The sequence below is a fragment of the Actinoplanes campanulatus genome (assembly GCF_014647795.1).
In the GTDB taxonomy this organism is placed as follows: Bacteria; Actinomycetota; Actinomycetes; order Mycobacteriales; family Micromonosporaceae; genus Actinoplanes; species Actinoplanes campanulatus.
Genome location: NZ_BMPW01000018.1, coordinates 29,472 through 47,526 on the forward strand (window position 1 = coordinate 29,472; position 18,055 = coordinate 47,526).

20 protein-coding genes, 1 tRNA gene and 1 other RNA gene are annotated in these 18,055 nt (G+C 68.8%); 9 read left to right on the forward strand and 13 right to left on the reverse strand.

The window, feature by feature from the left end; all coding sequences use genetic code 11:
- The first annotated feature begins 36 nt into the window (after positions 1–36).
- The 3 genes from IEZ13_RS30555 (at position 37) to IEZ13_RS30565 (ending at position 2,673) form a co-directional block, all read left to right on the forward strand.
- A complete protein-coding gene (locus IEZ13_RS30555) occupies positions 37–750 on the forward strand; it encodes a cellulose binding domain-containing protein (protein WP_183224947.1) in 714 nt (237 codons plus the stop codon).
- Positions 751–775: 25 nt separating this feature from the next.
- Positions 776–1,157: a transfer-messenger RNA gene (ssrA, locus tag IEZ13_RS30560) on the forward strand.
- Between the two features lie 427 nt (positions 1,158–1,584).
- Positions 1,585–2,673, forward strand: a complete 1,089-nt coding sequence (locus IEZ13_RS30565) for a hypothetical protein (RefSeq protein WP_183224946.1) — start codon at positions 1,585–1,587, stop codon at positions 2,671–2,673.
- 142 nt (positions 2,674–2,815) lie between these two features.
- Here IEZ13_RS30565 and IEZ13_RS30570 read toward each other — a convergent pair whose 3' ends face one another.
- From IEZ13_RS30570 to IEZ13_RS30595, 6 genes are all read right to left on the reverse strand, one after another.
- On the reverse strand, positions 2,816–3,190 hold the full coding sequence (locus tag IEZ13_RS30570; protein WP_183224945.1) for a type II toxin-antitoxin system VapC family toxin: 375 nt from the start codon (positions 3,188–3,190) through the stop codon (positions 2,816–2,818).
- Positions 3,187–3,438 (reverse strand): type II toxin-antitoxin system Phd/YefM family antitoxin, encoded by a 252-nt coding sequence (locus IEZ13_RS30575; protein WP_183224944.1) that lies wholly within the window; start codon positions 3,436–3,438, stop codon positions 3,187–3,189. The genes IEZ13_RS30570 and IEZ13_RS30575 overlap by 4 nt, the downstream gene beginning before the upstream one ends.
- Positions 3,439–3,738: 300 nt before the next feature.
- Complete coding sequence (locus tag IEZ13_RS30580) at positions 3,739–4,011, reverse strand: Txe/YoeB family addiction module toxin (protein WP_183224943.1); 273 nt, start codon at positions 4,009–4,011, stop codon at positions 3,739–3,741.
- Positions 4,008–4,298: a type II toxin-antitoxin system Phd/YefM family antitoxin gene (locus tag IEZ13_RS30585; protein WP_183224942.1), complete on the reverse strand. Its 291-nt coding sequence runs from the start codon at positions 4,296–4,298 to the stop codon at positions 4,008–4,010. Before IEZ13_RS30585 ends, IEZ13_RS30580 begins: the two co-directional genes overlap by 4 nt.
- 343 nt (positions 4,299–4,641) lie before the next feature.
- The gene (locus IEZ13_RS30590; protein ID WP_183224941.1) at positions 4,642–4,866 is read right to left on the reverse strand and encodes a type II toxin-antitoxin system HicA family toxin; all 225 of its coding nucleotides are present in this window, start codon (positions 4,864–4,866) and stop codon (positions 4,642–4,644) included.
- A complete protein-coding gene (locus IEZ13_RS30595; RefSeq protein ID WP_183224940.1) occupies positions 4,863–5,075 on the reverse strand; it encodes a type II toxin-antitoxin system HicB family antitoxin in 213 nt (70 codons plus the stop codon). The genes IEZ13_RS30590 and IEZ13_RS30595 overlap by 4 nt, the downstream gene beginning before the upstream one ends.
- A 480-nt stretch (positions 5,076–5,555) precedes the next feature.
- On the opposite strand from IEZ13_RS30595, the gene IEZ13_RS30600 reads away from it, so the two are divergent.
- Positions 5,556–6,461, forward strand: a complete 906-nt coding sequence (locus IEZ13_RS30600) for a hypothetical protein (RefSeq protein WP_183224939.1) — start codon at positions 5,556–5,558, stop codon at positions 6,459–6,461.
- On the opposite strand, the gene IEZ13_RS30605 is transcribed toward IEZ13_RS30600, so the two are convergent.
- The gene (locus IEZ13_RS30605) at positions 6,458–7,135 is read right to left on the reverse strand and encodes an aggregation-promoting factor C-terminal-like domain-containing protein (protein WP_229795249.1); all 678 of its coding nucleotides are present in this window, start codon (positions 7,133–7,135) and stop codon (positions 6,458–6,460) included. The genes IEZ13_RS30600 and IEZ13_RS30605 overlap by 4 nt on opposite strands.
- 194 nt (positions 7,136–7,329) lie before the next feature.
- On the opposite strand from IEZ13_RS30605, the gene IEZ13_RS30610 reads away from it, so the two are divergent.
- Positions 7,330–8,643 (forward strand): extracellular catalytic domain type 1 short-chain-length polyhydroxyalkanoate depolymerase, encoded by a 1,314-nt coding sequence (locus IEZ13_RS30610; protein ID WP_183224938.1) that lies wholly within the window; start codon positions 7,330–7,332, stop codon positions 8,641–8,643.
- 52 nt (positions 8,644–8,695) lie between these two features.
- On the opposite strand, the gene IEZ13_RS30615 is transcribed toward IEZ13_RS30610, so the two are convergent.
- Positions 8,696–9,502 (reverse strand): S-methyl-5'-thioadenosine phosphorylase, encoded by an 807-nt coding sequence (locus IEZ13_RS30615; RefSeq protein WP_183224937.1) that lies wholly within the window; start codon positions 9,500–9,502, stop codon positions 8,696–8,698.
- Positions 9,503–9,623: 121 nt separating this feature from the next.
- Here IEZ13_RS30615 and IEZ13_RS30620 point away from each other — a divergent pair, with 121 nt between their 5' ends.
- A complete protein-coding gene (locus IEZ13_RS30620) occupies positions 9,624–10,172 on the forward strand; it encodes a YqgE/AlgH family protein (protein WP_183224984.1) in 549 nt (182 codons plus the stop codon).
- A gap of 87 nt (positions 10,173–10,259) precedes the next feature.
- A tRNA-Ala gene (locus tag IEZ13_RS30625) sits at positions 10,260–10,332 on the forward strand.
- Between the two features lie 53 nt (positions 10,333–10,385).
- Here IEZ13_RS30625 and IEZ13_RS30630 read toward each other — a convergent pair.
- Entirely contained in the window at positions 10,386–12,023 is a 1,638-nt protein-coding gene (locus IEZ13_RS30630) for a methyl-accepting chemotaxis protein (RefSeq protein WP_183224936.1), read from the reverse strand.
- A gap of 415 nt (positions 12,024–12,438) precedes the next feature.
- On the opposite strand from IEZ13_RS30630, the gene IEZ13_RS30635 reads away from it, so the two are divergent.
- A complete protein-coding gene (locus IEZ13_RS30635; protein WP_203834136.1) occupies positions 12,439–13,599 on the forward strand; it encodes an extracellular solute-binding protein in 1,161 nt (386 codons plus the stop codon).
- A 130-nt stretch (positions 13,600–13,729) separates the two neighbouring features.
- Entirely contained in the window at positions 13,730–15,133 is a 1,404-nt protein-coding gene (locus tag IEZ13_RS30640; RefSeq protein WP_229795252.1) for a glycoside hydrolase family 6 protein, read from the forward strand.
- Positions 15,134–15,280: 147 nt separating this feature from the next.
- Here the strand turns inward: IEZ13_RS30640 and IEZ13_RS30645 are convergent, their stop codons facing one another.
- From IEZ13_RS30645 to pilM, 4 genes are all read right to left on the reverse strand, one after another.
- A complete protein-coding gene (locus tag IEZ13_RS30645; protein WP_183224982.1) occupies positions 15,281–15,673 on the reverse strand; it encodes a response regulator in 393 nt (130 codons plus the stop codon).
- A gap of 90 nt (positions 15,674–15,763) precedes the next feature.
- On the reverse strand, positions 15,764–16,345 hold the full coding sequence (gene pilO / locus IEZ13_RS30650; protein ID WP_183224934.1) for a type 4a pilus biogenesis protein PilO: 582 nt from the start codon (positions 16,343–16,345) through the stop codon (positions 15,764–15,766).
- On the reverse strand, positions 16,345–17,031 hold the full coding sequence (locus IEZ13_RS30655; protein WP_183224933.1) for a PilN domain-containing protein: 687 nt from the start codon (positions 17,029–17,031) through the stop codon (positions 16,345–16,347). The genes pilO and IEZ13_RS30655 overlap by 1 nt, the downstream gene beginning before the upstream one ends.
- The gene (gene pilM, locus IEZ13_RS30660; protein ID WP_183224932.1) at positions 17,031–18,053 is read right to left on the reverse strand and encodes a type IV pilus assembly protein PilM; all 1,023 of its coding nucleotides are present in this window, start codon (positions 18,051–18,053) and stop codon (positions 17,031–17,033) included. Before pilM ends, IEZ13_RS30655 begins: the two co-directional genes overlap by 1 nt.
- Positions 18,054–18,055 lie beyond the last annotated feature (2 nt).

Consider the following 18,055-nt stretch of genomic DNA (forward strand, 5'->3'; position numbering starts at 1 on the left):
CGCTGATCTTCCCCTATCCCGAGGGAGACCCGCCCGTTGTCGAAGCACGCCGCACGTCAGTTCATCCTGGCCCGATCGGTCCTCGGTCTGGCCGCCGCCGTCCTGCTGGCCCTGGTCGGCTGGATCGCGTTCCGCTCGGGCGGCTCCGCCGAGCCGGGTGATCCGCTGCTGGTCCTCCCGACCGCCGATCTCCAGGCGGCCGAGGGCTCGCTGCCCGCCAGCAGCCCCACGACCGAGTCGTCGCCGGTGTCGTCCGCGCCGTCCCCGTCGCCGTCCGTGTCGCGGTCGGCCTCGGCGTCGCCCTCGGCGTCGCTGTCGCTGTCGCTGTCGCCGTCCCCGTCCCGGTCGCCCTCCACCTCGGCCAAGCCCTCGCCGTCGAAGAGCACCGGACGGCCCAGCCCGTCGCCGTCGCGCACCAGCTCATCCCCGGCCGCCGCCGACCTGTCGGTCACCTACTCCACCAGCGCCTCCTGGCGTGACGGCTTCATCGCTGCGCTGCGGGTCACCAACAACGGCACGTCGGCGCGGGACTGGACCGTCACGCTGTCCTACCCCTCCGGCAGCGGGATCGAACTGCGCGGCGCCTGGAACGCCACGGCCAGCATCAGCGGGAACACCGTCACCCTGCGCGGGAAGTCGCTCGCCGGCGGGTCCTCGGTCAGCGTCGGCTTCCAGGCCGAGAAGGACCGGAACGACCTGGTGAAGCCGGTCACCTGTGCCATCGGTGGCGGCAGTTGCCGGGTGAGCTAAGATTGCGAGGCTGTGACATGGACATGGGGGTGACTGGTTTCGACTTCGTACGTGGAGACAGGGGAAGCGAGCCGAGGAAGCCGACGTCGTCTCGAGAATCGGTCGTCGGAAACTTATAAGCGCCAACGAAAAGTTTGACGCTGACCAGTACGCTCTCGCCGCCTGAGGCAAGTAGCGTGGTCTGTCGGTCTGGGAGCGCCTCCGTCCCAGCTGCCGGCATCAGCTAGGAGGCTGGCCAATAGGTCCCGGTCACGGGGCCCTTGCGGTGAGATCAATCAGTGACTGGGCCCGTCGTCCGAACTTGCTCACGTGAGTCGGAGGGCCGAGTAGGGACATAGTGAGCTGCGCTCGGAGAAGCCCTGACAAAGCAACGAAGGACCCGGGTTCGATTCCCGGCACCTCCACGAAGAGGGTTCTTACCCGAACCCGAAGCGGCACCGCTCACCAGGGCGGTGCCGCTTTCGTTTCTGGCCTGGTCGACCAGCGGAGACAGGAGGTCGGCCGGCTCATCGGTCGTAACATGCGGGCCGTTCCCTTCCTCATCGAGATAATGCTTCGGGAGACGGCTTGGTCGAGCATGCGGCGGGTCCTTGCGCGCCTGCCGGTAAAGCTCGTGTGGGTTGAAGAGCAGCGTTCAGTATTGGGGTGGCGTAGCCAGCGTTTGTTGGCATGCGGATGGTTCCGGCGCTCGGCAAGCGGAGCGGGTACGAGGCATTGAAGACCTCGGTGAAGCCCTACACGCTGATCTGGTCACGACGAGCCGGCTCCGGGACCACCCTCCGGTGCCATATTGAGGGGTGGGTCGTACCATCGAAACGGTTTTATGATCTTGAAGTGCCGGAGAAGACCGAGGCGCTGGGCCGCCTGATCGCCAATGAGAACAGTGCCAGTGATCTGCTGGCGTTCCTGTTCGAGCGGGATCCGGCGCCGCTGGTCCGGGTGCTGGGGCTGCCGGACGGGGAGTACCGGGTCCGGCGTGAGGGCAAGGCCGCGCGGAGCCGGTTCGACCTGGTCGTGTACCGGGCGGACCGTCCGGTGGCGGTCCTGGAGTTGAAGGGCGCGTCGACCGAGCACGGGGATCAGCTCGACCGGTATCGGGCGTGGGCGGAGAAACATTCGGCTGCGCTCTTCTACTGCACTCTGGATCGTGGCGATGTGCCGCCGGATCCGTGGCGGGCGGTCGGGCTTGTCGAGCTCTACGGGGCGTGGCGCGACAGCAGTGATCCGCATGCCGCCTGGCTCGGCGGGGAGATCGCCGGGTTGTTCGAGAGCTGGGACCAGCAGGCCGAGGGCGTCATCGGCGAGTCCCGGGGCTGGTATGTGCCTGATCTCGTCACCCGCCGTGTCGCGCTCGACCTCGATCGGGCACTGCGGGAGCGGGACGGGCAGGCCGAGGCGACCCGCACGAATCCCGGCAACCCGATGTTCCTGGCCTGGCGGCGGCACCCGAACGGCGACCCGGACGCGTGGATCGGTGTGGACGTGCGCTCCGAGGGGCGTAAGAACCCGGCGGCCCGGTGGCTGTTTCGGCCGTGTGTGCAGGTCGACGTGGGTGACGGGACCGCGGTCGAGGCCCGGCGTAAGGCGCATGACCTGGCCGTGGCGCTGCTGCCGGCCCTGGCGCTGTCGGCGATCCAGCGGATGCTCACCGAGCGGGGCCGGCCGGGGCTGGGCCAGGCGCTGTCCGCCAACGAGCACGGTGGCCTGGCCCAACCCGCTGACGCCGCTGTGCTGGAGGAGTTCCGCAACGGCGACCTCAGCGGATTGCATCCGGTGTTCCGAAACGACTGGAACCGGCGGCTTGCGACCCAGCTGACTCTGGACGTCACGAGGGTGGACCGGTGCCAGTTGGCTGATCTCACCCTCGCGGTCCTGGATCACCTGGTGGCGTCAGCCCGGAAGCTTGTCGCCGATCAGGGCTAGGCATGGGATGGCGGCCAGGCCGTACCGGGCCGAGGCGTTGGCGGAGAACCCGGTCTCGTCGACCGGCTTGAGCACGTCGGCCCGTCGGCCCGGGGGCCGTTACGGTTTGTCTGCTTCCGGGGGCGCGGAACCGGTGGCCGTGTCAGATGGGTAGGACGGACACGTCGTATTTGTGGATGTGCGCGTCGCGAGTGACGAGGGTCAGGTGTTCTACCTGGGCCTGGGCGATGAGCATCCGATCGAACGGGTCTCGGTGGATCAGCGGAAGCCGCCCGGCGACGATGCCGTGCTCGGCGGTGATGTTCAGGTGCCGGAAGCCGCTGTCGCGGATACGCTCGGCGAGATCGGCAGGGTTCTCCAGTTTGCCGAGCGACTGCTTGATGGCCACTTCCCAGATTGTCGCCGGGCTGATGTAGACGTCTGGGTCGTGGTCGAGTCGATCCTTGATCTCGGCGGCGAGCGTGGGGTCGTCCGTGAGCCACCACAGCACGACGTGAGTGTCGAGGAGCAGGCTCATACGAGGCCGAAATCCCGTGCGATCGACTCGTTCACCTCGGCGGAGTCCCAGTCGTCTGCTACGACGAGTTGCCCGGCGAGGGAGCCCCTGCCGACCCTGTCGACCCTGCGAATGAGCGGGACCACTTTGGCGACGGGTGTGCCGGCCCGGCTGATGATGATCTCTTCGCCGTGCTCGACGCGGTCGATGATCCGCGAGAGGTTCGTTTTCGCGTCGTGGATATTGAACTGCGCGGCTGCATCAGACATGACGGCCTCCTTAGCTAAGAGGTTAGCCCGGCCTTGGAGTGATCGGTGGGGTCCAGTCGGTTATCGGTCGACGACCGTCCGCAGTTGTGCAACCCGCTCGCCGAGGTTCAAGTAAGCGGTTGTCAGCTCCACGAGAGGGTTCGTTACTCGAGCCTGAAGCGGCGCCGCCCCTTGGGCGGCGCCGCTTCGTTTCTGACGCGTGATTGACCCACGGTTCCATCAACCCGGCAAGGCCATCGGACGCGACGTACGGGCTGATGTCACCGGACCGGACCGCAGTCGCGTCCGAGGCGCCGCATGCTATTTGTCCAGATAGTGGCCGTGGCAGGCGGCTATCTCCAGGTCATTGCCGCGAACTCGGTAGATCAGCCGGTGCTCGTCATTGATGCGGCGGGACGACCACCCGGACAGCGGGCCTTTCAGCATCTCCGGCTTGCCGATCCCGGTTCCCGGCGGATCCCGCTGAACGTCGATGATCAGCTTGCTGATGCGGCGAGCCATCTTCATGTCGCGGCGTAGCCAACCGTCATAGTCCTGCCACGCGTTGGGCGTGAAGACGACGCGTAAGCTCATGCTGCCTCCTTGCCGGGCTCGGAAGCGGGCGAATCGGAGCCCAGCAGCGGGTGCTCCTCGAGCAGCCCGGCGTCGGCCTGGGCGATGCTCTCCAGCAGGCGGCGTGCATTCGTGGCAGAGCCCAGGACGTGCAGCGTCTCGTTCACGGCGTTCCACTCGTCGAGCGAGACGATCACGACTGCTTTGCCGCCGCCGCGAGGGATGACGCACTCTTCGGCGTCGTCGATCACGGCGTCCACGACGGCGGCGAAGTTCTTACGGACGTCGCTGATTGTCAGCACCTTCATGACGGATCCCTCGCTCGACGGGTGTGGTACTTACAAGAGTACGTCCTGACGTACGCTCGACCAGCCCGTCCGGCGCGGACCCGCGTAGCATTCACCAAGGACCGCGCGAAGCGCATGTACCTCCTCGGTGGGGTTCGAGTAGGCGGGGGGGGGAACCTCTACTCCCTGGCGGCCCCTTGTTCGCGGAGAGCGCGAACAGGACGCGTTTCGGTTGGTTCTGCTCCTGGGGTCCAGCCCTGGAAACCCTGCGTTGCGGTGGTGGCGGGATGGTTCGGTCGCGGTCCGCTGTTGGGCGCATTGCGCGCGGCGGCTTGAGGTCGACGATGATCCCGTTAGCTTGGGTCTACCGCAGGAGCTGGAGGAATTCGGCTGTGGTCGGGCCGGCCTGGCGGGGGATCGAGGCGAGCGTTCCGCGTTTGACTGTGGAGTGCTGGGGAACCACTGCGACTCGACCGCTTGGATGTTGGTAGACGGCATGGCTGCCTTTGGTGCGGACATGGACGAACCCCGCCCTTCGAAGGGCATCTACCACCTTGCGGAGAGGGAGATCGGCCAGAGCCGGGCTCATGCGACCGAGGCGATCTGGAACGCGGTTACGAACGGCGTCGCCTCGATCTGCGGCTGAGTGACCTGCTCCAGGTAGAGCTCTACCGCTTCACGGAGATTTGCAAGCGCCTCATCCAGCGTCTCGCCCTGACTGGCCACGTCAAGTTCCAGGCAGCGGGCAACGAACCAGTCTTCTTCCTGGTGAACCGCGGCGGTCAGCGTTCGCATCATTGAGGTCTCTCCGCATGGTGCGCTCAGGGTCTTCATTCTAGGCGGTTGCCGACGGTGTCCAGCCTGTCCGAGCGTGCGCCGCAGGCGCTCCGCCGCTCGGAGTTCGTCCCGTCGATCAGGCATCCGTGAACCCTGCTGAGCCGGAGTTCACCGAGCAGACGACGGTTCGTTCCATTGAGCTCATCGATGGTCGCTACGTGCTCAACGCAGGACCGGATCGGCAGGGCGCCCGCGACTGGTCGTGGGCTGGCGAACAGATTGCGCATGGTGTCGTGCCGGGCAAGGAGCACGTACTTGAGCAGCCAGGCAAGCGAACGTCGAATGCCGCGAACCGCCCGGAGTTCTCGGATGGTTGCCTGAGCTTGAGAAACGCCCTCACGTTGGCTGCTTCGGCGGCGGCTGGCCGGCGGAGCGATCACCGCCGAGGCGGCGGACCGGATCTTTGTTCGGCCGGCCCGGACACCCAGGCCGCTGATCGCCGTGGCCGCCGCTCTCGGCGTGCTGCTGCTGGCGGTGGGCGGGATCCTGGTTGTCGATGCCACGCTGTTCTCCCCGGAACGGACGGTGAGGGGGTACTTCTCGGCACTCGCCGACCGGGACGCCGAGGGCGTCCTCAACAGGATGGTCGAGGGCGGCGCGGGTGAGTACGCACTGTTGACCGCGGAGACGCTCCACGCCGAGGGGTACGAGCCACCCGCCGCCCTGCGAGTGCTGGAGACGCTGGACCTGGAGCCGCCGGATGCCGGCTACGCCGATTCCGGGTATACGGCGACGGCCGGGTTCTTCCGCCGGTGGCGCATCATGGACGGGGTCGAGGTACTCGACGTGGTGGCGCCCGGCGTCGACAAGGCTCTGGTTGCAGGCCGCGAGGTCGTTCTGGACTCGGAGCGCGGGGCCGCGACCGTGGCCGCCTTCCCCGGGACCTACAGGGTCGGGCTCTCCGAGCATCCGCTGTGGGTGGCCGGCGAACCGGCCGTCCGGGTAGGTGGAGCCACGACCGAGGAGGGCGACGGCCGGGCCGTGGCGGTGCTCGATCTGGCTATCAAAGACGGCGTGGAGTCGGTTGTCGATGAGAAGGTCCGCGCCTTCATCGACGGGTGCGCCGAAGCAGTCACCCTTTCCCCGCCGAGCTGCCCGCTCTCCGCCTACCACTGGATGGAGGTGCGCGACGTCCAGTGGAGAATCATCGAGTATCCCGAGTACCGGCTGGTCTCGAACGATGGACGCCTGCTCGTCGTCACCGGCACGGCGGGCCGGGCCGAGGTCGCCGGCACCGAGGTGTCCAACTGGTCCGGGACGACCGCTCCGTACCGAGAGGAGGTGACCTTCAGCGCGGACGGGACGGTCTCCGCTCCGGGTGGCGAGGTGACCTACACCCCGGCCTAGTAGGAGCCGGCGTCCTGGAAGTGGTTCCAGGCGCCGCACGGGGAGTCGTAGCGGCCCTTGACGTAGCCGAGGCCCCACTTGATCTGGGTGGCTGGGTTGATCTTCCAGTCGTCGGCGATCGAGGACATCTTGCTGCCCGGGTAGGCCTGCGGGATGCCGTAGGCGCCCGACGACGGGTTGGTGGCCCGGTAGTTCCAGCCGCTCTCGTGGTCCCACAACTTGTTCAGGCAGGAGAACTCGCTGAACTCGAAGCCCGCCTCGATCATCAGGGCGCAGCCGACCTCGCGGCTGCCGCTGAGGCTCCGGCATGCCGCCGGGATCGTGCCGGTGTAGGGCACCGGGCCCACCTCGGCGGCCCGCTTGGCGGCGGCCGCCTTCTCCGCCTCCGCCTTCTTCCGGGCGGTCTCCAGTGCCCGGGCGTCGGCGACGGCGGTCTTCACCACGGCGCTCGCCTTCTGCTCGGCGAGCCGTTTCGCCTCGTCGCGGACGGCCCGCGCCGCGGCGTGCTGCCGTTCGCGCTCGGCCAGCAGGCGTTGGGTCTCGGCAGCGCCGGCGGCGTTCGGGCCGGAGTCCGGTCGCTGTGCCAGATGGACGCCACCGGCCAGGGCAGCCAGCAGCAGTGCCGCCGCGGCGGCGCGCGCGCCGACGGTTCGGATGATGTGCGGTCGAGTCACCGGGGGTCCCCTTCGACGGCCGTGGGTCGTCGCTGTGCGTGAGATCCGACGGATCATACGCCCCCGCTCCCCGCCCGCGCGGCTCCTGGGACGGCCCTGGTGCGGCCACGGCCGAAGATAAATACTGGTCGATGCTTAGGGTGCTCCCCACACCGAAGCGTCCCCGTTCCCACCCCGAGTGCGAGGAATCCCCGATGCGAAAGAGACTCAAGCTCCTGCTCGCCGCACTGGTCACCGTGACCATGGCGGCACTGGGCGCGGTCGCCCTTCCCGGGCCCGCCTCCGCGGCCGCGCTGACCGAGGTCACCGGCTTCGGCACCAACCCGAGCAACCTGCGGATGTACCTCTACGTGCCCGACAACCTGGCGCCCCGGCCGGGTCTGCTCGTGGCCGTCCACTACTGCACCGGCACCGGGCCGGCCTTCTACAGCGGATCCCAATTCGCCGCGCTCGCCGACCGGTACGGCTACATCGTCATCTACCCGTCGGTGACCCGCAGCAGCCAGTGCTTCGACGTCGCCTCCCCGCAGGCGCTCACCCGCGGTGGCGGAAGCGACCCGGTCGGCATCAAGTCGATGATCGATTACGTACGGGCGCGGTACCCGGTCGACGCGGACCGGATCGTGGCCACCGGCGTCTCCAGCGGGGCGATGATGACGAACGTCCTGCTGGGCGTCTACCCCGACGTGTTCAGCGCGGGCTCGGCGTTCGCCGGAGTGCCGTTCGGGTGCTTCGCCACCACCAACGGCTCCGAGTGGAACAGCGATTGCGCCAACGGCCTCGTCACCAAGACCCCGCAACAGTGGGGTGACCTGGTCCGTAACGCCTACCCGGGCTACAGCGGGCGCCGCCCGCGCATGCAGACGTGGCACGGCACCAACGACGAGATCCTGCGCTACCCCAACTTCGGCGAGCAGATCGACCAGTGGACGAACGTGCACGGTCTCACTCAGACGCCGTCGTTCACCGACACCCCGCAGAGCGGATACACCCGGACCCGGTACGGCGGCACCGGTGACACCGCTCCGGTGGAGGCGATCAGCATGAACGGGGTCAGCCACAACCTGCCGGTCGACGCGGCCGCCGCCGTCCACTTCCTCGGGCTCGACTCCACCACGCCGTCGTCGCCCAGCCCGTCGTCACCGAGCCCCTCGGCGCCGAGTCCCTCCGCGTCCAGCCCGTCGCCGACCGGTGGCTGCCGGGTCGGCTACACGGTGAACGCCTGGAACAACGGGTTCACCGCGTCGGTCACCGTCACCAACACCGGCACCGCGGCGGTCAACGGCTGGACCCTCCGGTTCACCCTGCCGACCGGGCAGACCGTGACGAACGCCTGGAACGCCACCGTCAGCCCCACCAGCGGGGCCGTCGCCGCCACCAACGTCTCCTACAACGGCACGCTCACCGCCGGCGGATCCCAGAACTTCGGCTTCCAGGGCACCCACACCGGCAGCGCCGCCGAACCAAGCGCCTTCACCCTCAACAACGCCAGCTGCGCGGTCGTCTGACCCGTCGCCGCGGCGCCGGGCCCTCACTCGGCGCCGCGTACGGTCGTACAGATCAGGGAAGTTGAATCGGCAGTTCGATGCCCGCCAGGGCGTCCTTGCACGCACAGGTCCGCTCGGTGGGCAGCTTGACCACCGCGTCGAGCAGGACATCCCGCAGCCGGGCCGTGTTGTCGGCGAAGACTCCGAAGACCTCCTCCTGGGTCACGCCGTGCTCGCCCTCGACTCCCGCGTCCAGGTCGGTGACCAGGGCGATCGCCGTGTAGCAGAGGGCCAGCTCGCGCGCCAGAACAGCCTCCGGATGGCCGGTCATGTTGACGATCGTGCCGCCGATCGAGGTGAACCAGCGGGACTCGGCCCGGCTGGAGAAGCGCGGCCCCTCGACCACGACCATGGTGCCGCCGTCCACCGCCTTCACCCGCTCGGCGGAATCCAGCACCGTCGACCGGCCGACCGGACAGTACGGATCCGCGAAGGACACGTGCACCGCGCCGGAGTCGTAGAACGTCTGCTCACGGCCGCTGGTCCGGTCGATCAGCTGGTCCGGCACCACGAACGTGCCCGGACCCAGCTCCGGGCGCAGGCCACCGACCGCGCACGGGGCCACGATCTGCCGGACACCCAGCGAGCGCAGCGCCCACAGATTCGCCCGATAGGGGATCTTGTGCGGGGGAAAACGGTGGTCACGGCCGTGGCGGGGCAGGAACGCCACCCGGCGGCCACCCACCTCGGCCACGGTGATCCGGTCCGACGGCGGGCCGTACGGGGTGTCGACCTCGTGCTCGGTGGCGTTGTCGAGAAGCGCGTACAGCCCCGATCCGCCGATGACGCCGATCTCTGCTGCCGTAGGTGGCGGGTTCATGTCCAGACCTTATCGGTGGCCGGAAAGCCAAGCTAATGTGCTGACATGGCTACGTCGACTGGACGGCGGTAATCAGGTGTTCGGTGAGCAGCAGCGGATCGGAGGCCGGTCGGTGGAGTCGATGACCGGTCGGCTGCTCGTCGCCACGCCCACCCTCAAGGACCCCAACTTCGACCGTACGGTCGTGCTGCTGGTGGCCCACGAGACGGGCGGCGCGCTCGGGGTCGTGCTCAACCGCGCGACCGAGGTTCCGGTGGCTGAGGTCCTCGGCGCCTGGGGTGAGCTGGCCGGTGACCCGGCGGTCCTGTTCGAGGGCGGCCCGGTGCAGCCGGAGTCGGCCATCTGCCTCGCCCGGACCCGGCCCGAGGTGAAGAAGCGGCTGTCCGGCTTCCACCCGGTCAGCGGGGCGCTCGGCACGCTCGACCTCTCCGCCGACCCGGAGCGGATGCGGGAGAACGTCACCGGCATCCGGGTCTTCGCCGGCTACTCGGGATGGTCCGCGGGTCAGCTCGAGGAGGAGATCGCCGCCGGCTCCTGGTTCGTCTTCGACGCGCTGCCCGGCGACCCGTTCGTCGAGCGCCCGGACGATCTCTGGGCCATGGTCCTGCGCCGGCAGGGCGACATCCTCGCCGCGGTCGCCCACTTCCCGCCGGACGTCTCCCTCAACTGAGGGGGGTGCCGCAAGGGTCGTCGCGGAGGTGTGTAGTATTTCCAGCGTGCCCGGGGGAAACACCGGGGACACCGCAAGATCATGCAAGGGGCTGTGGCGCAGCTGGTAGCGCACCACACTGGCAGTGTGGGGGTCAGGGGTTCGAGTCCCCTCAGCTCCACCCTTGTTAACGCCCGGACTTCGGTCCGGGCGTTTTTGTCGTCCCGCGCCGGTTCAGAAGCGGAACCGGCTGATCATGGCATCGAGTTCTTCGGTGAGGTCGGCCAGCTGGGCCGTAGCCTGCTGGCTGTCCTCGACGCCGCGGGCGGTGGCCTGGGCGGAGTCGGCGAGGCCGTCGACGCTGCCGGCGATCGTGGCGCCACCGGCGGCGGCGTAGCCCACGCTGCGGTTCATTTCGCTGGTGGTGGCGCTCTGCTCCTCGACCGCCGACGCGATCGTGGCCTGCAGCCCGTTGACCCGGCTGATGATCTCACTGATCTCGGTGATCGCGGCGATCGCGCGTTCGGTGTCGGCCTGGATCGCCTGCACCCGCTGTGAGATGTCCTCGGTCGCCTTGGCGGTCTCCTGGGCGAGGTCCTTGACCTCTCCCGCGACCACGGCGAAGCCCTTGCCGGATTCGCCCGCCCGGGCGGCCTCGATGGTGGCGTTCAGCGCGAGCAGATTGGTCTGCTCGGCGATCGAGGTGATCGTGGCGATCACGCTGCCGATCTCGGCGGACGACGTGCCCAGGCTGGCGATCGTCCGGCCGGCCGAGTCCGCCATCTCCACCGCCTGGGCGGCGACCCGGGCGCCCTCGACGGCGCTGGATGCGATCTCGCGGATCGAGGCGCCCATCTCCTCGCCACCGGCGGCGACCACCTGCAGGTTGCGGGAAACCTCGTCGGCGGTCTCCGCGACGGTGGCGGCCTGGGCGGATCCCTCCCGCGAGAGCTCCCGGATCGACGCGCCGGTCTCGGACAGCGTGCCGGCGTGGGCGGCGACACTGCGGACGCTGGTGGAGATGGTGGTCATGGCGGAGCGCAGGGCCTCGGAGGCGCGCTGCATCGCGGAGGCCATCTGGCCGAGTTCGTCGTTGCTGCGTGCCTGCGGCGAGTGGGTGTAGTCGCCCTCGGCGGTGGCCTGCAGGGCGGCGGCCACCTCGTTCAGCTGGCGGACGATGGGGCGGGCGATCAGCAGGGACAGCACCAGGCCGAGTACCAACGCGCTCACGGTCAGGGCGATGGTGACGGCCAGCGCGGTGCGGTATTGGCTACGGCCCTCGTCGGCGGCGGCGTCCGCGCTGGCGCGTTCGCTGGCCATCAGGGCGCTGAGAGCGTCGCCCATCTGGTCGGCGGTCTGCCGCAGCTGCAGGATCACCGACGGGCCGGGCGTGCTGCCGGATCCGAACACCCAGGTGTCGCGCACCTTCTGGTAGTCCGTCCATGCCTGGCTGAACTCGGTGATCTCCGCCTGACGCGGGTCGTCGGCGCTGATGCCGGCGCGATACACGTCCAGTGCCTCGTCCAGGGCGGCCCCGTCCTTCTTGGCCCGCTCGACGACCTCCGCCTTGGCGTCGATGCCACGGGCGGCCAGGTACGCCGCGAGATTGCCGTTGGCGAGCTGAACGCCCTCGCGGACGATGTCCAGGCGCTCCTGGCCCGCCACGTTGACCGAGCGCATCTGGTCCAGGCTGTCGCTCAGCTTTGCCATGCGGGTCATCGCGAAGACGCAGGCGACCAGGGCCATCAGTGCCACCGAGCCCACCGTGATCATGATTTTGGTTGCCAGGCGACGGTTGGCGAACCAGGCGACGGGGGAGCGGGTGGATTTGCGGCTCGGCAGCCCGCTGTGGCTGGTGGCTTCGGCCTTCATCGGCGAGTCCCTCCCATTGCAGCTCGCCGAGTCCCGGCTGGCTGGATGTCTGGCTGGTCTGGTCGGCCGGGTGAGTGGCCCGGCCACGGCGTCCGCACATTCGGCGTGGGCGTCATCTCCATTGGCCGCACGGATCCGCAGAGTGATTGGATCACCACGGAGTGTAGTAGCTCACAGTGGGGGCGGGCTTGTCATGTCGGGGCTGTCAGGGCCGATGCAACGCGATACCGGGATCGGAACGCAGGACCCGGCGAGGGCTATTCGACCTGAAGGGTTGGTGGATACCGTGGGTCGTGCAGGACTGACGGCGGTCGCCGCTGTAGGCGCGCTCACTCTCACGCTCACCGCTTGCGGTGATGGTGGGGCTGGTGGTGTCCAGTCCGCCGGGGGGCGTGCCGCCGGGATCTCGGGCACGGTGACCTACTGGGACACCGCCGACCCCAAGACGGAGGGTCCGGTCTACGAGCAGTTGATCTCTTCCTTCGAGGACAAGTACCCCGATGTGAAGGTGGATCACGTCTACGTCGCCTTCGGTGACGCGCAGTCGAAGTTCAGCGCGGCGGCCGAGGCCGGTAAGGACGTTCCGGACGTGCTGCGTATCGACGGCGGCGCCATCCCGGCCCTCGCCGCGGCCGGTGCCATCGCGCCCCTGGAAGGCACCCCCGCCCTCGACGACGCGCCGGACTTCCTTCCCGGTCCGCTGGACACCGCCGTGGTCAAGGACCACGTCTACGGCGCCCCGCAGGTCACCGACACCCTCGGCCTGCTCTACAACAAGGCGCTGCTGAAGAAGGCCGGCGTCACGAAGCCGCCGCAGACCTGGAGCGAGCTGAAGGCGGCCGGCCGCGCGGTGAAGGCCAAGACCGGCGCCGACGGCCTCTACCTCAACACCGGCGCCTACTTCTTCCTGCCTTTCCTGTACGGCGAGGGCACCGACTGGGTCGACGCCGACAACAAGAAGATCACCGTGACCTCGTCGAAGGTCGCCACCGCGATCCGCACCGCGCAGGATCTGATCTCCTCCGGGGCGGCCGTGGCGCCGAACTTCGCCGATCTGTACGGCGGCATGCAGTCCGCGTTCAAAGAGGGACGCGTCGCCATGGTGATCAACGGGCCGTGGTCCGTGCCGGACGCCACCTCCGGGCCGGCGTTCAAGAACGCGTCCAACCTCGGCATCGCCCCCGTTCCGGCCGGAGGCTCAGGTGCCGCGGCCGCGCCGACCGGTGGCCAGAACCTCGTGGTGTCCGCGGACTCGCCGAACGCGGCCGCCGCGCACGCCTTCATCCAGTTCATCAACTCGGCCGAGAGCCAGGCTGAGGTCGCGGTCAAGAACAACACCATGCCCACCCGGGTCTCGGCGTATACCGCGGAAGTGAAGCAGAACAGCACTATCGCCGGGTTCCAGCCGGCACTGCAGATCGCCCGGGCCCGGCCCGCCGTCGCCAAGGGCGGCGAGTTGTACACACCGTTCGAGACCGCGCTCGGCCGCATCCTGCAAGGCAAGGTCAGCGTGCAGGGCGGCATGAGCGAGACCGCCCGGCAGTACCAGCAGATCCTCACCGACTACACCGGCTGATGCTCTCTCTGCCCCGTTCGTGAACGCCCGGACCTCGGTCCGGGCGTTCTCGGTTTCCCTGTCTCTTGTGGTGACACGGTGTCGGCCGTATCTTGGGAGCGCTCCCACTCGGCATCCCTCATCCCCAGGAGTGGCCCGTGTTCCCCACCCGTCCCCGTTCCCGTTCTCGTTCCAAGATCCTGGCTACCACCGTGGTCTGTGCCACGGTGGGTGCCGCCTCTGGGCGGCCACCGGCGCCGCCTCGGCCGGGACCATCAGTGGCACGCTCTACCGTGACCCGGACAGCGCTGTGGCGCGCTGGGTGCAGGCCAATCCGAACGACTCGCGCACCACGGTGATCCGTAACCGGGTCGCCAGCCAGCCCGCCTCGCGCTGGTTCGCCTCGTTCAACGTCTCCACCATCCGCAGCGAGGTGTCGGCGTATGTCGGCGCCGCCAACGCGGCCGGGCAGATTCCGGTCCTCACGCTCTACGGCATCACCAATCGTGACTGTGGTGGCGCCAGTTCGGGTGGTGCGCCGGACCTGACGCAGTACCAGACCTGGATCAACGGGGCGGCGCAGGGGCTCGGCGGCCAGACGGCCGTCGTGGTGCTCGAGCCCGACTCGATCGCGCTGCTCACCTGCCTGAGCAGCACCGAGATCGCGGCCCGTAACCAGGCGTTGCGTACCGCCACCCAGACGCTGAAGGCGGCCAACCCGAACGCCAAGGTCTACCTCGACGCCGGCCACTCCGCCTGGAACAGCGCCGCCGACCAGGCGTCCCGGCTGGCGGCCGCCGGTGTCGCCGCCGCCGACGGCTTCTACACCAACGTGTCCAACTTCAACGGGACCTCCGCCGAGTCGGCGTACGGGCGGTCGATCATCAGCGCGCTCAACGGCCAGGGCATCACCGGCAAGCGGCAGGTGATCGACACCAGTCGCAACGGTGGGGCCAGCGGTGACTGGTGCGGCGACGACAACACCGACCGGCGGATCGGGCAGTACCCGACCACGAACACCGGCGACGCCAACATCGACGGGTACCTTTGGGTCAAGCCGCCGGGTGAGGCGGACGGATGCCGTTACGCGGCCGGGTCGTTCCAGCCGGACCTCGCGTACAGCCTGGCGAGCTCGGCGCCGGACCCGTCGACCTCGCCGAGCGTGACGCCGTCCACCGCGTCACCGTCACCGTCGACCTCGGCGTCGCCGTCCACCTCGCCCTCGACATCGCCGTCCGCGTCCGGATCGCCGTCGACGGGCGGGTCCTGCACGGCCACCTTCCGGACGACGAGCTCCTGGCAGGGTGGTTTCCAGGGTGAGGTCATCGTCGCCGCGGGCAGTGGCACGCCGAACGGCTGGGTCGTCACCTGGACCCTGGCCTCCGGTCAGTCGATCACCCAGGTCTGGGGCGGAGTGCTCAGTGTGTCGGGCTCGACCGTCACGGTCCGCAACGCGGCCTGGAACGGGACGCTGCCGGCCGGCGGGAGTGCCCAGTTCGGGCTCATCGGATCGGGGAGCTCCGGCGCGCCGGTGCTGACCTGCGCCAAGGTTTGATCCGGGGTAACCCCGGCGAACCGGGACGGCCCGTGCCGCTACGGGGGGAGCGGCACGGGCCGGGCGTAACGATATCCGTCGTTTCGGGAGAATGCGAGAGTTTGGCGACCATGCATAGGAATTCCACAGGAATTCCCGGTTCTTCTTTCAGGAAGCCGCGCCGACGTAGCGGCGGCTGATCAGGGACTGCAGCTCGGCCATCAGATGGCGCGGGGACAGCGGCTTCGACAGGTAGCCGTCGGCGCCGGCGCTGAGGCCCGCGTCCACGTCGTAGGTGTGGCTGTTGCCGGACACCATGAGGATCGCCATGTCGCGCAGCTCCGGGTTGTTGCGGGCCAGACGGCAAAGCTCCATCCCGTTCATGTCCGGCATGCGTACGTCGGTGATCAGGCCGACCGGTTTGGCGCGCGTCATGATGCGAGCCGCAGTGGTGCCGTCCTTCGCGGCGAGAACCTGGTAACCGGCCTCCTCCAGCGTCACGGTCAGCATGTCGCGCACGTCGCTGTCGTCGTCGGCGATCAGGATCAGGTTCTGGTTCATCGGCAGCTCCTCCTCGGTGACATCTGGTTGTTCGGCGAGGAGGGCCGGTCGAGAAGAGCTAATCGGTTGCGGGCCGGTTGCAGCGGCCACTCATGAGTCGACCGAGATCGTCTCGGTGGTGGTGACGAAGGCGCTCAGGGTCAGGTTGACCTCCCAGCCGTCCTCGTCGTTGCCGCTGAGCTTGGCGTTCTCGATCAGCACGGCGCGCGGCTGCACGCTCTGCAGGTGCTTGACGAACTTGAGGATCTCGTCGACCTTCTCGCCCTCGATGTTGAGGGTGATCGGCAGCCGATTCACCGTCGGCGTGGTCTCGGACTCCACCGGCGCCGAGGCGCTGTAGCCGCTGGCGTCGACGCCGTACTTGGTGCCGAGGATCTGGAGCTGCTTCAAGAACTCGGGGATCTTGTTGGTGTTCTCCCCGTACGGCAGCGCCTGCTGCGCCTCGACCAGGGTGGCCTTGTAGGTGTCGACCTTCTTGAGCTGGGCCGTGAGCTCGGCCAGCCTCTTCCGTTCCTTGATGAGCTGGATCTGGGTGTCGGCGGTGTCGGTCTGCACGGTGTCCCGGGCGGTGTACTGCGGCTTGATCAGCAGGAACCAGCCACCCGCCGCCAGCAGGACGGTCAGGGCCAGGCCGCCGACGAGCCAGATCTGGTCGATACGGCGTGCGGTCATCACTTGCCTCCACTCGGGCAGTCGGAAGTGAACCGGCCGCACAGGGCCTTCTCGGTGATCGAGACCGAGACGCTGAAGGTGAAGTCGCCGTCGGTCTCCTTCGTCACGCTGGTGACGAACGGGTTCGCCACGTGCTTGAGGTCGCCGAGCCGGTTCACGTAGTCCGCGACCAGGCGCTTGTCCTCAGCGGTGCCGGTGACGGTCAGGCTGCCGACGACGCCGTCGGACGCCTCGGCGCTCTTCTCCTCGACCAGGCTGCCGGTGATCTCGTCGATCGTCACGCCCTTCTGGGCCTTGTTCCGCAGCAGGTTCATCATGTTGGTCCAGGAGAGGTCGTTCGCCAGCACCGCTTTCAGTTCGGTGTCCAGCGCCTCGCCGCCCTCCTGGTACTCGACCAGGGCCTCGAGCTTCTTGGTCTTCTGGTCGGACCGGGCGTCGGTGAGCGACTGGAAGGTCTCGTTGTACTCGTCTTCCGCGGCCTGTTTCGCCAGCCCGGCCTGCCAGTACCAGGTGCCCAGGCCGGCCAGCGTGACCAGCACCAGCACGATGACCAGCGAGCGGGTGCGCCGGGCCCGGCGGCCGTCCCGGATCTCCGGGGGCAGCAGGTCGGCGCGGAGGGTGAGGATCCGGGCCGCCTGCTGCGGCGAGACCGTGGGGTCCACGGGCATCAGTGCGGTGGGGGTCATCAGGCCGCTCCGAGGGTGAGGCCGATCGACACCGCCGCCGACGGCACGAAACTGTCGAAACCACGCTCGCGCGCCTTGCGGGTGTCGCGCAGCCGGGCCGCGCTGTCCGCGTACCTGACCGCGACGCCGAGCTGCTCCTGGAGGTGCTCGGCGAGGCCGGGCATGAGCGAGCTGCCACCGCACAGCGAGATCCGGGTGACCTGCTTCTGCCGCTCGCCGGAGGCCAGGTAGGTGAACGAGCTGCGCAGCTCGCTGGAGAGCGGGCGGACCGCGTCGACCAGGGCGGCCACCGCGTCCGGGTTGCCGTTGCCGTGCATGCCGTACCGGCACTTGAGCGCCTCGGCCTCGGCCGTCTCCAGGCCCAGGCGTCCGGCGATGCTCTCGGTGATCTCGGCGCCACCCCGGGGCAGGGTACGCACGAACAGCGGCTCACCGTCGGCGTGCACCACCACGCTGGTGATGTTGGCGCCGATGTCGACGATCGCCTCCACCTGGGCGTCCAGCCGGGAGGCGGCGCGCAGCATGGCGAACGAGGCGAGATCGACGCCCTTGACCTTGAGGCCGGCCTTCTGGACCGCCTGGACCAGCGTGACCACGGCCTCCTTGGGCACGGCGATCAGCAGTCCGCGTACGGTCGGGTTGTCCCCGGGCTGCTCCAGCGGGTAGAAGTCGAGCAGCGAGCGCTCGACCGCCAGCGGCAGCTGCTCCTTGACCTGGAAGGGCAGGGCCTGGCGCATCTGGCCGGCCGGCAGGTTCGCGATCGACGTCTCACGGACCACCAGCTGCGGGTTGGTGACCGCCAGGGTGACCCGCTTGGTGCCGAATTTGCAGGCGGCCCAGAGCTGCTTGAGCGCCGCGGTGACCGCGGCCGGGTTCTGGATCACGCCGGCCGAGACGGCGCCCGGCTCCAGCGGGAACTGGCCGAAGTTGATCAGGGAGTAGTCGTCCTTGCTGCGCCGGACCTCGACGGCCCGGATGGAGGACGAGCCGATGTCGAGCCCGATCGGCGGTGCGCCAGCCATCG